Origin of the sequence: Pedobacter sp. Hv1, from assembly GCF_001412215.1 — a bacterium.
Lineage (GTDB): Bacteria > Bacteroidota > Bacteroidia > Sphingobacteriales > Sphingobacteriaceae > Pedobacter.
The window spans coordinates 184,176-197,146 of the sequence record NZ_LLWP01000002.1 but is presented as its reverse complement, the minus strand read 5'-3'; the positions used below and the strand labels follow the sequence as shown (position 1 = coordinate 197,146).

The 12,971-nt window shown below is 36.0% G+C and carries 8 protein-coding genes; 4 read left to right on the top strand and 4 right to left on the bottom strand.

Annotated elements, in window-relative coordinates:
• Window positions 1–6: 6 nt before the first annotated feature.
• The gene (locus tag AQF98_RS05125; protein ID WP_055130850.1) at window positions 7–1,410 is read left to right on the top strand and encodes an efflux transporter outer membrane subunit; all 1,404 of its coding nucleotides are present in this window, start codon (window positions 7–9) and stop codon (window positions 1,408–1,410) included.
• Window positions 1,411–1,776: 366 nt separating this feature from the next.
• Here the strand turns inward: AQF98_RS05125 and AQF98_RS05120 are convergent, their stop codons facing one another.
• From AQF98_RS05120 to AQF98_RS05110, 3 genes are all read right to left on the bottom strand, one after another.
• Entirely contained in the window at window positions 1,777–2,127 is a 351-nt protein-coding gene (locus AQF98_RS05120; protein WP_055130849.1) for a hypothetical protein, read from the bottom strand.
• A 988-nt stretch (window positions 2,128–3,115) separates the two neighbouring features.
• Window positions 3,116–4,294, bottom strand: a complete 1,179-nt coding sequence (locus tag AQF98_RS05115; RefSeq protein ID WP_235524171.1) for a serine hydrolase — start codon at window positions 4,292–4,294, stop codon at window positions 3,116–3,118.
• A 30-nt stretch (window positions 4,295–4,324) separates the two neighbouring features.
• Window positions 4,325–5,608 (bottom strand): pepsin/retropepsin-like aspartic protease family protein, encoded by a 1,284-nt coding sequence (locus AQF98_RS05110; RefSeq protein WP_055130848.1) that lies wholly within the window; start codon window positions 5,606–5,608, stop codon window positions 4,325–4,327.
• 183 nt (window positions 5,609–5,791) lie between these two features.
• Here AQF98_RS05110 and AQF98_RS05105 point away from each other — a divergent pair, with 183 nt between their 5' ends.
• Window positions 5,792–8,065, top strand: a complete 2,274-nt coding sequence (locus AQF98_RS05105) for a glycoside hydrolase family 95-like protein (RefSeq protein ID WP_235524170.1) — start codon at window positions 5,792–5,794, stop codon at window positions 8,063–8,065.
• 37 nt (window positions 8,066–8,102) lie between these two features.
• On the opposite strand, the gene AQF98_RS05100 is transcribed toward AQF98_RS05105, so the two are convergent.
• Complete coding sequence (locus AQF98_RS05100; RefSeq protein ID WP_055130846.1) at window positions 8,103–10,499, bottom strand: TonB-dependent receptor domain-containing protein; 2,397 nt, start codon at window positions 10,497–10,499, stop codon at window positions 8,103–8,105.
• 109 nt (window positions 10,500–10,608) lie between these two features.
• Between AQF98_RS05100 and AQF98_RS05095 the strand changes: the two genes are divergently transcribed.
• Together AQF98_RS05095 and AQF98_RS05090 are read left to right on the top strand one after the other, a co-directional pair.
• Window positions 10,609–12,276 (top strand): histidine kinase, encoded by a 1,668-nt coding sequence (locus tag AQF98_RS05095; RefSeq protein WP_082434909.1) that lies wholly within the window; start codon window positions 10,609–10,611, stop codon window positions 12,274–12,276.
• Window positions 12,273–12,971: a LytTR family DNA-binding domain-containing protein gene (locus tag AQF98_RS05090; RefSeq protein WP_055130845.1), complete on the top strand. Its 699-nt coding sequence runs from the start codon at window positions 12,273–12,275 to the stop codon at window positions 12,969–12,971. The genes AQF98_RS05095 and AQF98_RS05090 overlap by 4 nt, the downstream gene beginning before the upstream one ends.

Here is a 12,971-nt window from a genome sequence, read left to right as displayed (position 1 = left end):
AATTTTATGAAACTTAGAAATAAACTTTCGTTTTTAATCATCGGTTTGGTCATCCTTACTTTAAGTGCGTGTGTAACTCAAAAATACAATCGCCCTGAGGTAAAAAGCGACAATCTATACCGTGATCAAAAAACTACAGATAGTACCACAATTGCAGATTTACCTTGGAAAAGTTTATTTGCCGACCCAACTTTACAATCCTTAATAGAGAAAGGGCTGGTAGAAAACTTAGACCTGAAACAAGCAATTGAACGCATTAAAGTTGCTGAAGCTACTTTACAACAAAGTCGTGCAGCCTTTTTACCAAGTTTGCAGGGCGATGTATCAGTAACCGATGCAAAACAATCTCGTGCTGCTTTAAACTTTCCGCCAGGAATTAATATCAATTTAGAAACGCAAACCTACAGGGCGCAGTTGAGCACCAGTTGGGAAGCTGATATTTGGGGCAAATTGAGTAGTGCCAAACGTTCTGCTTATGCTACCTTGTTACAAAGTGATGCAGCAAAACGAGCAGTTCAAACCCAATTGATTGCAAATATTGCCAACGCTTATTATAACCTAATGGCATTAGACCAACAGTTAAAAATTACAGAGCAAACCATCAAAATCAGACAGAAGGGTGTTGCTACTATGAAAGAACTGAAAGATGGGGCAATTGTAAATGGAGCAGCGGTTGTACAGAGCGAAGCTAATTTATATGCGGCAGAAGTTACTCTGCCCGATTTGAAAAGAAGCATTAGGGAAACAGAAAATGCATTAAGTATTTTGATTGCCAGTGCGCCTGGTTCAATTAATAGATCATCATTAGATCAGCAAATAGCCTATAGTAATTTACAAACAGGTGTTTCTGCACAGTTATTGCAAAACCGACCAGATGTACAAGCCGCAGAATTTGCTTTTAGAGCCTCATTTGAAAATACCAATGTTGCAAAAACCTATTTTTATCCTGCTTTAACCTTAACAGCAAGTGGTGGTTTGTCTAGTTTGCAATTGAAAGACTTTTTTAGTCAATCTATTTTTTACAACTTAGTGGGTGGACTAACCCAACCTATTTTTGCAAAGGGACAGAATAAGGCAAGATTAAAGACTGCGCAGGCTCAACAGCAAATGGCATTTTATGCATTTCAACAAAGCCTTTTAACAAGTGGTCAAGAAGTTTCTAATGCATTGTATGCCTACCAAACAGCTACAGAGAAAGAAAGTACCAGGGCAAAACAAATTGCCTCGCTTACCAAAGCGGTAGATTATACACAAGAGTTGTTGCGTTACAGTTCGGCAACTAATTATACAGATGTATTAACTTCAGAGCAAAGCCTACTTGCCGCACAATTGAGTGGTGTTAGTGATAAATTACAAAAATTACAGGCAGTGGTTAATTTATATCGAGCACTAGGTGGTGGTTGGAAATAAAGACTAATCAACTAAAAAGGGTATCCAAATTTTTTGGACACCCTTTTTCTTTTAATGTTGCTTTATTAAAATTGTTTTAAGTAAAATAAATCAAAACTAATAAACCTACATTTGCCGATAATTGAAGTGCCAAAACTGTAAGCACTCTATTAGGTTTTTTGTAATTATCTCTTGTTTTTGAAAAATTAAGCAATTCATAGATAATCATAAGTACGTTTAAAATAAGCAATATGATAATCCCAATCAATAAGTATTTGTTTTGAAATATTCGTCGTTCAAGGAAATAAAGAATATAAGAGATTAAAAATATTGGTGTGATGTAATATCTAAGGTTTATCATTTAAAAGTTATTAATAGTTAAAGTTCTCAATCACCATAGAAACAGTCGGCAAAATCGTAAATCATAAGAGCAATACCAATATAACCAAGATACCTACATCCAATAAGTTTAAGTGCTCCAATTGCAGTTTCAACCGTACCTAGAGCAAGTGTATTTGTCCATAATTCGGCAATACCAGCAATCCCAAGTGCAGCACTGGCACATGACCTAACTCTTGGCCAATCTACAGAAGATGTGCTTGCAGAAACACTCATTACAAATGATAACTGAGCTAATTGTGCGTCATCATAATCTGTTATTTCAACTCGTTCAGCCTCGGTCAATTCTTGCCACGCCGGCGTTTGCTCTAATTGATCAACCATTTCTTCATGATACATACACTAGCAATAATAAGTGGTAATTTTTTTACTTTCATAAGTTGTTTGATGTTTTAATTAATTTTTCTTCGAAAATATAATTTTATCTATTTGATTAAAATTTATTGTACGAAATGCCTTTCAACGAGTACGAAATGCCTTCCACAATATATATCTTCGTTTTTTCTTTCGTGGATATTTAGTTTTTACAGTACCTTCATATTACTTCTGAGAAGTGACAAATCCATATAGGGACAGATCAAAACGTTAATCAATAGCTTCTCAGGTCAGATGCTAATGATCAGTAAATTATGGTAGAAATGAGGGTAATAATGGAAGAATTACAACCTGCGGTATAATCATTATGTAAGAAGCTGTTTGAAAAGGTATATTTTGCTGTTTAATTGTGTGTTGCATCGTCCTGAATTTATATCTGGGCGACATACAGACCTTTTCGGACAGCCTCTTTTTTTTGTTAAATGATTCGGTAACCTATTTTTTAGCTCAAATTAGCTTCTTAGACTCCTGTAATGGTTTAATCGACTATCTATTGTTGTTCATCGATTAGGTATGGATTAAAACTTCTTATTTAGCAATTTTAAGTCGCGATAATTCAATCATTATTGTTGATAAATTATAATAATTTGATGGAATACTCTTAAATAGTATTAAGGGTGCTAGGTAATTGTATTCCTCAAATTATTTTTGAAATCTATTGGAATACAAATGATTGAAAAAATAAAATAACAAAACTAGATGCATTTTTTGCTGTTAATTAAATAACCATAATGGTTGTTTAACTTAAATAAATTATGGACAATACATCATTAGCCTGGCTTAAAGAAGACAAGAGATACCAAAAATGCCCATATTGCAAGAAAGGTAATTTAAGTGAAAGGATTAAATCTTTTCGTTTATATAAACTGATACCTTTTGTTAGGGTTAAAAGATACAGATGTGACAATTGCGACAAAACAATCCACCTGTTTATCAAAAACAAATAAGCACTTTATTTAATTAGGTTATTGTAAAGTGCATTAATGGTGCTTTTTAATACAGTATTCATCCCGTCGGCGTAAATAGGATTACAGCCATTTGTAATAACTACAATTCCAAACTTTTCATTAGGTTCAAAAAACATGGCGCTATATAATCCGTAGGCAGAACCAGTGTGCCCCTTTAAGATTTTGTTTGGAATAAGGTTGTCAATTGTTCTGATGGCCAAACCATAACCTTCTTCGTCTGAAATTTTGGTTTGCATAAGTTTGGCACTTTTTTTAGAAATGATTTTAACCCCTTTATACTTCCCATAATTCATGTGCATGGTCATGTATTTTGCCAAATCTGTTGCAGAAATTTTCATTCCACCAGTTGGCGAAAATGCGGGTGTACTGTAACCTAAGGTATAATTTTTAATTTCCTCTCTACGTGGAGCGTAAGCTGCTGGGGCTGCTGTAAATTTCTTGGGGTTGGCACTATATTCATAAAGCGTAGCAAATCTGCTACTGGCCAACGAATCGACACAATAGCCTGCATCTAATTGTAATGGATTTAAAATATGCTGTTTTACATAATTGTCAAAACGTTGGCCTGTTGTTTTTTCTATCACAGCGCCAATTAAATTAAAGTTCAGATTGCAATATTGATACTTGGTACCGGGTTCATAATCATTGTAACATTTAGCCCAATCGCTGCTTTTGTCTGCATTAATTACGGCCAAGTCGAAATAGCCCTTGCTGTCATTGATACTAGAGGTGTGAGAAAGCACCATTTTGAGGGTAATTACTTTATCTGGATATTTTGGATTTCTGACTTTGAAACCAACCAGTTTACTAAAATCATCATCTAACGCTAATTTTTTAGCCTCTACCAATTGCATAATCGATGTTGCCGAAAAAGATTTGGAGATGGAAGCAATCCTGAATATGTCTGTATTACGCAGTGCAGTATTACTTTCAATATCTTTTAAACCAAAAGAATTGTTATAGATCAATTCGCCCTTTTTTACCACAGCAACAGAAAGCCCAACAACATCGAACTTTTTGATGAGCTCTTGTATTTCTGCCTCAGCTTTTTCTTTTTGCGCAAAGCTAGCCGTTGAAAAAAAACATACAATAAATAAAGTAAAAAGAGATTTTAAGCGATGGGTATAATACATTGAATTGGGATGAATACCTAAAGTTAACATTTTAAATGAATGATATTGATGCAATTAAAGCTATTTTTTTGTTTTTGAGGCTTTCCAATACTTGACCCATTTTCTGATACAAATGACAAGCGCAGCAATTAAAAGTAATGTTCCGATAAAGAGATACAAAGCTGTTGCTTTGAGCTCATTTAAATCGGCATAATTTTTTTTCTGTAAACTATTTGGTTTTAAGTAGATGATCCCATTTACATTATCTAAAACCACATTGAAATGATTTAATAATTCATTTCCCAATAAGGTAGGCCTTTCTGAATTGCTTTTAGGGCTTTGTGCATTGGTAACAATATCGGTAAAGCTCAATTTTCCTATAGTCGTTTTAGGAATGACCACTATTTTTTTATCACCCAAACTTAAAATCGTTTTAAACTTATCCCATAATCCAAATTTAGTTACAAAAGATTTACCGATTACCATTGTACCAGCTCTACCAGTGTCAAACAAAAACCAGTCTGTATAGTCTTTTCCATTAACATGGATGGTGGCCTGTATACTGGGGCGATGTTGCTCAAATATCACATCATGTTTGGTGTAGCCATTTGTTATGTTGGGAAGTTGATCATGTACAATCAATATTTTCAGATCATAGTTCAGTTCAATGATCTTATCCGCAAATAGAGAATTTCCTATAATTACATCCTCATCGTTGTTCATGTTTTTAACCTGAACCATTGGTACATCTTCCCATCTTAAGCCCGCAATGCTAATTGCATTTTTGTTACTGGTAGGTTCTTCATTGGTGCCATGGCTATTGGTAACTAGTGTTTTTCCATCAAATTTTATCCCCGCCTTAGCCACTGATTTGTAATTGATACATGTTGCTCCTGCACCAAGGTCTAATTGAAAAGAGAGGTTCTTCTTTCCGTTTACTTGTCCGTTTAAATAAATGCGACTGTTATGAAGGGTAAAAGGAATGGTATCGGAGCTGTTGGTCTGTTTTTTGATTTTAATGGGGCTATTGATGCCATCATAATTAGCAGATATGCGGGTATAACAAGTATCCTTATTATTTAAAAGCACTATAAAATCGTAGGTTTTACCATATTTTACATTAAAAGAAATGGAATCTATATCGCTAATAAAAGTAACCTTGCCTTCTTTTTGAGGAAGCCCTGTATAATAGATATCTAGTTTTGCTTGCGGTGTTAATTTCCAAGTATTTTTCCGATAATTTTTTCCATCGCGAATGGATACCACATTGGAATTGGTTTTCAATATTGGCAAGGGTTGCTGAGCAGTCAGTTGTTGTGCGATCAATACACACAAAGCAAGAAGTACTATAGGCTTAATTTTCATTTTTGCTTGATTGTTTATGTAACCCAACAAAGATATATGCTTTATATAGTATTATGCAATACATAGTACTATATAATATTTTTAATTGGAGTTAAAACATTGATATTTAGTTATTTATTTTTTTTAGCTATTTTTAATGTCATATAAATGTTATATTGGTTTAATATTTAAATATTAGAATCTATGATGAAAAGTAGCCTCCAAAATTTGATTCTTACGTTAGGTATGCTACTAGTTTCGGTAGGTACAATTAGCGCTCAGGTAGGTAGCGCTAATCATTTGTCGTTTACGCAACTGGCTACGCGTTGGGATGAGGCCATGCCCTTGGGAAATGGCCAATTGGGCGCTTTGATTTGGGGTAAAAATAATCAGCTCCGTTTGTCGTTAGATCGGGCAGATTTATGGGATGAACGCAAGGCCCTTGATCTCTCTAAACTTAATTTCAAATGGGTTAAAGAGCAGGTTTTAAATAAAAATTATGCAGTGGTTCAAAAAGTTGGCGATGAACCTTATGATCAGATCCCTTATCCAACCAAACTTCCGGCTGCTGCCATTGAATTTAATATTGCTCCATTTGGTAAAGTAATCACCAACACTTTAGATATTAAAACAGCCATCAATACCATTAAATTTGAAGATGGTACTGTTTTTAACTGTTATATCCATGCCATTGAACCTAAAGGCGTTTTTAGCTTCAGTAATTTAAAAACAGATCAAATTATTCCAGAACTTATTGTTCATAACTACAACAGCACCAACCAAGGTACAAATGACAATAGTCATGCTGGAGAAGGTTTGCAAAAACTAGGTTATGCCAAAGGGAAGGTAACTCAAACTGCAAATAGCATCAGTTACGTTCAGCCTACGGCAGAAGGGAAATTCTATGAAGTTAAAATTGTATGGAAGAAAATTAGCCATACTAAAATAGTAGGTGCTTGGACGATCAGTAATACCAAAAAAGCAGTATTGTCACCTATTAGAACTCTTGATCAAGAAAAGCTTGATTTGATGAGCCACCTCAATTGGTGGAGAAATTATTGGGGCAAATCTAACATCACTTTACCCGATTCGCTAATTGGAAAGCAATATCAGCTCGAAATGTATAAACTGGGCAGTGTAGCCAGAAAAGGAGCGCCCGCTATTACCTTGCAAGCGGTATGGACAGCAGACAATGGAAGTTTGCCACCATGGAAAGGTGATTTTCATAACGATTTAAATACGCAATTGAGCTATTGGCCAACATACACTGCCAATCATTTGGCAGAGGGTGCAACATTTACAGACTGGTTGTGGAAAATTAGAGATCGAAATTTAGCTTATACGAAACAATATTTCGGGGTAAATGGCTTAAACGTACCTGGGGTAGTAACTTTAAATGGAGATCCGATGGGTGGCTGGATCCAATACTCTTTATCGCCAACAGTAAGCGCTTGGACAGCCCAACATTTTTACTGGCAATGGAAATATGCCATGGACCAAAAGTTTCTTAAAACGAGAGCTTATCCCTACATCCATGATGCGGCGACCTATTTAGAGAACATTACTTATTTAGAAAAAGGCGTACGTAAATTGCCTTTAAGTTCAAGTCCAGAATACAATGACAATAGCATTAATGCTTGGTATTTAAACTGGAGTAATTTCGATTTGAGCTTAGCCAAATTTCTATTTAAGGCAGCAGCAGAGGTAAGTGCTGCAAATAAGCAAAGTAAAGAAAGTTTACATTGGCTAACGCTGTTAAAGCAATTGCCAGATTATGAAGTAAATGAAACTGGATTTACCATAGCTCCACAACAAAATCTGAATGAATCACATCGACACATGTCTCAATATATGGCCATTTATCCATTGGCTTTATTGGATGTGAACTTGCCAAAAGATGGGGTTAAGATCAAAAACTCTTTAAAACGGATAGAAGAAAAAGGAACACGAGCATGGACTGGTTATTCTTTCAGCTGGATGGCATCATTATATGCCCGTGCTTATGAAGCAGAAAAGGCAGTAAAACAATTACAGATTTTTGCCGCTAATTTTTGCTCGCCCAATAGTTTTCATTTAAATGGAGATCAAAAAGGTGGTCAATATTCAAGTTTTACCTACCGACCTTTTACCTTGGAAGGTAATTTTGCCTTTGCGCAAGGGGTGCAAGAGCTATTGGTACAGTCTAGAAATGGTTATATCCAGGTTTTTCCTGCGGTTCCAAAAACATGGAAAGATGTATCTTTTACCAATTTACGTACAGAAGGTGCTTTTTTGGTAAGTGCCAATAAAGAAAATGGGGTGCCTACTCAGGTAAAGGTTTATGCCGAACAAGGTGGTGACCTCTATATTAAATTACCATTCAGAACATTTATTGTCAAAGATACCCCCACAGCAATGGCAAATGTGAATGGTATCCAAGTGGTTAGTGTACATCTTAAAAAGGGACAAACTGTGGTGTTTGAAAATGGCTATGAATAAAATTAATCCGCTCTCCATTTACAAAGAGCGGATCTGTTTAATTTCTATTTCCAGTTTTAGCCTGTCTAACACTTTGGTTCTCTTTTAGGTTTAGTCGGTATACAAAGGTTAAACGATATCTTGCGGCATTTGGCCTATTGGTTTGTGCCAATACATAATTAACTCCGGTGGTGGTAGTGGTAAACTCACGAAGGTCGAATAAATTGGTCACATCAAATAATAAGGTTGCTTTGTCTTTAAATAGGTTTTTACTGGCACCAAAATCAATATTGTGTACAGCTTGCGTACGGCTTTGTGCATTGCTTTGTGCCCCAGTAAAATTATAACGTACCTGAAAAGCTAATTTGTTGGGCAATTTTAACTGTGTGCCAACTCTACTGGTCAATGCTTCACCCGTAAAATCGAAGTTTTGATCCTTATAACTTCCAATTTGTTTGAATTGGTAGGCATTCATTTCGAAATTAAACTGCAACCATTTTAAAGGATTATACAAGGTTGAAAGTTCTATTCCCATGCGGGTTTCGCTAGTGATATTGATCGGTGAGGTAATGAATATTCCTTGTTGGTTTCTGGTAGTATACTCTACAATAATCTGATTGTTTTTTTGAAAATAAACAGATGGATTAAAGGTAAACTTAGACCAATTTTTAAGATACCCTATTTCAACCACATGGGCAAAAGAAGGGTCTAATTCTGGATTACCTACAAATTGGGCATTAAAATCTGTAAGCTCATTAAATGGATATAACAAATTTAATGATGGTCTATTGATCCTTCTGCTGTAACTCCCTTGTAAGGTTGATGTATTAGAAAATGGATAACTCAAGTTTAGGGTTGGAAATAATCGGGTATAGTTCTTGTCGTTATGATAAGTTCCGGTTCTATCTTCTATCTTAATTTTGGTAAGTTCAGTGCGTACACCCAACTGATAAGCTATTTTTCCCAGTTTACTTCCATATTGTGCGTAAGCGCTACCAATTAACTCATTATAAGCCAGTCTATTGTTAATGCCTTGAAAAACAGCCCAATCATTATCTTGTTGTTGCTCTGCTTTAAAATCGCTAGTTACTCTTCTATTCTCCATTTTTAAACCAAGTTCTAGTGTAGCAATACTATCTAGCGGCTGTATAAAATCGGTTTGTAGCAGTAAATCTTTACTGGTGCCAATAGAGCTGGTGCGGATACCTGCTTTATTGATTGTAGCTGGCGATAATTTGCTGGTACTTAAGCTCCAATCCTTGTCGCTGTTCCAAAAATCGTACTGCATATCAATAGTGTATTTTTGGCCTGGTTTTAAAAATGTTTTGGTGTAGTTAAATTCCAATTGATTGTAATTGCGTTTTTCCCACGATTCGCCTTTGCGAACCAAACTGCTGTCACTTCCTTTTCCTGCAGTTGCATAAGCATAGTTCAGTACCGTTTTGTCGTGATCATTCGTTGCATTTTTTAAAAATGCGGCAGTAATGGTATTGTGGTTGTTCAAGATCACATCTGCGCCTAAATAGAGCATTTTGGCATCATCATGTCGGTTTTCATCTTGCACCTGATTCAACAAATTGGTGTTGGTGCCATTTTGTATCGCTTGTTTGGTTTTATAAAGGCCAACATAATCAGACAAGCGAATACCGAAGGTAGAGAAAAGGTTAATTTTGTCTGATTTATAATTTAAACTGGGTGTAATTCGTGTTTCGTTCGGAATACCACCTACTAGTCTCAATTGTCCATTGATACCTGCTTTTTTATTCTTTTTTAAAATGATATTGATAATTCCGGCAGAACCTGCGGCATCGTATCTTGAAGAAGGGTTGGTAATGACTTCAATGCGTTCAATCTGATCTGCTGGTAATTGTTCTAAAGCATTGCCCTCAACCACACCAGAGCGACGACCATTGATCAGCACCAGTACATTTCCGTTGCCTCGTAAACTGATGGTCCCAGTAGGGCTTACACTTACAGCGGGTACGCTATTGAGCAAGTCTGTTGCCGAACCCGTTTGCGACAAAATATCTTTTCCAGTTTCAAATACTTTTTTGTCTAATTTAAGGCTGATTGCAGATTTCTCGCCAACCACAGCAATTTCTTTAAGCAACAAAGGATCGGGGATAAGTATCATTGTGCCAAGGTTCATATTGTCGCTGGCTGTAATCTGTAAGGGTTTATTCAGGGTTTGATAACCCATTAGGCTAAATTGGATAGTTAAATTACCCGCAGGGATGCCTTCCAGTTTAAAACTTCCTTTTTCATCACTAATTGATCCTGCAATCAATTTGGCCGATTGATCTAAAATACTTACTGTAACATAAGCAATTGGTGCTTTGGCCTTCTGCTCATGTACCAAACCATGTACTGTTATTCCTTTTGTTACCACAGTTTGTTGTGCCATGCTGCACATCCAGCAAAAGAAGATTGATAAAGTGAGTAATAATCGTTTCATGCTGCAAGTTTAATTCCTGTTTTTGATGAGATATAAGAAAAACATGCCAATGGCTCTATGGCCTTTTGAAATGCACTATTCTGCACTATCTTAGTGCTAACTTTACGCTATGCAAAGGACCCTGTTTTTTATTGTTGCGCTATTATTTCTATCCTCTTGTGAGTCTGTAATGAAGTACAAGGCTGATGAAAACCGCTATCAAATTGGGGATGATCAATTGTGGGCAAGTAAAGATTTTGATGATTCGAAATGGACAAGCGAAAGGGGAGAGACCGGTAACCAGGTTTTTTGGGTTCGATCTACAGTTAAATTAATGACGATTCCAGATGGACCACTTGGTTTACACATCGAATCTTTCGGTGCATTTGAGGTGTATTGGGATGGGGTATTGATTGGGCGCAATGGAAAAGTAATAGGCAAAAACAGCCCTGAAATACCGGGCACAGTAACTACTTATTTAAATGTGCCAGATTCGTTAACCAAAATAGGGATGCACACCGTAGCCCTTCGAATGTCGCAATCTTATCTGCCACAGGTGAAAAGACCAATAGGAATTAAGCTTGATAATTATGTCACCTTATTAAAAAGACCACTTATTATCATTTCTTTTATGAACCTGATGGCTGGTGCTTTTCTCATTGCAGCAATCTACTATTTTTTCTTATTCCTGAGTAGCCGTAATAAAGTTTATGCAGTGTTAATTTTTGGCGTCATCTGCTTGTTTTTCTTTGCCTTATTGATGATGGAGTATTTAAAGTTTTATATCGATATTCCTTATACCAAGTTCTTTTGGCGTTTAGAAATTATAGGCTGGCTAACTTTTGCTATTGCCTTGTTGGTACCTTCTTATTTTACCATCCAATTTAATTTTTATAAAAAAGGATGGTTACTTATTGCACTTTTCTTGACCTTAATTACAGTTTATATTGTTAACTATCATCATTACGATTATACTGCTTTCACTTACAGTTTTGTAATGTGGCTTACTTCGGTCTTTATTGTATTAATAGCCATTTATAAAAAGGAGCGAGGCGCCGTAATTGTATTTTTTGGCTTGTTTGCTACAATAATTGTTCACCAATATCTAGGATATGATTTTGGACTGTTTATTAGCTTCACCATTATTGTGCTGTGTATGCTCTATCTCCATGCCTTGCGCACCAAGGCGATAGAAGAAGAATATCAATCTTCGCTCTTACTTTCTTCGAGGTTAAAATTAGAGCTGATCAAAAAGAATATTCAACCTCACTTTCTTAAAAATACCTTAACCTCTTTGATCGATTGGGTAGAAGAATCGCCAAAGGAAGGCGCAGCATTTATACAAGCATTGGCAGGTGAGTTTGATATCATGAACTCGATTGCAGAGCAAAAACTGATTCCTATCGAACAAGAAATCGCCCTTTGCAAAACCCATTTAACCGTAATGCATTATAGAAAGGAAATTCAATATACCTGGGACGATGAAGGGATAGATAAAAATGAAGAGATCCCTCCAGCTTTGATTCATACCATTTTAGAAAATGGGATTACCCACAGCATACCATTGGCCGATGGTACAATTGGATTTAGCTTGAAGTTTAGGAGAACAGAAGAAAGTAAAGTGTATGTTTTTAAGACCAAAGCGCAAAATAGACCGAATACCAGTGGTACAGCAGATGGCAATGGCTTTGGTTATGTTAAGGCCCGTTTAACCGAAAGTTATGGAAACAATTGGCAGTTTTTTTCTGAAGCAATAGCTGATGGCTGGGAAACCACAATTAAAATTTACAACAAATGAAGATATTGATTATTGAAGATGAAGCCAGGATAGCCAAGAGGTTGGAACGGATGACACGTAAATTCTTCGAACACAACTTATCATCATTAGCTATTTGCGATTCTTTGACAAAGGGATTGAATTATATAGCTCAACACCCCATTGATATCTTGTTGTTGGATTTAAATTTAAATGGTGAAGATGGTTTTACGGTATTGGAAACTGTAGTGTCGGGATCTTTTCATACCATTATAGTATCTGCCAATACAGACAAGGCAATAACAGCTTTTGCCTATGGCGTGTTAGACTTTGTACCCAAACCATTTGATGAAACGAGATTGGATCAGGCATTTAAAAGAATAACCAGCTCTGGTGTAAAAATTGAAAATGAGATCAAGTTCCTCGCCGTAAAAAAGGCAGGTAACGTCTGCTTAATTGATATTCAAGAGCTGTTTTATATCAAAGGTGCAGGTATTTATAGCGAGTTGCATTTAAAGAATGGCCAAACAGAGTTGCATGATAAATCATTAGAAAAACTAGCGCAATTGCTGATGGGTTCGTTTGAACGTATCCACAAATCTTACCTTATTCCATTGCAGGTAGCAGAACGAATAATTGTGCAACCTGGAAGCAAATATCACCTATTGCTTAAAAATGGAGAGATCTTGCCCATTGGCAGGTCGAGGTATAAAGAACTAAAACATAAAATGATCTAA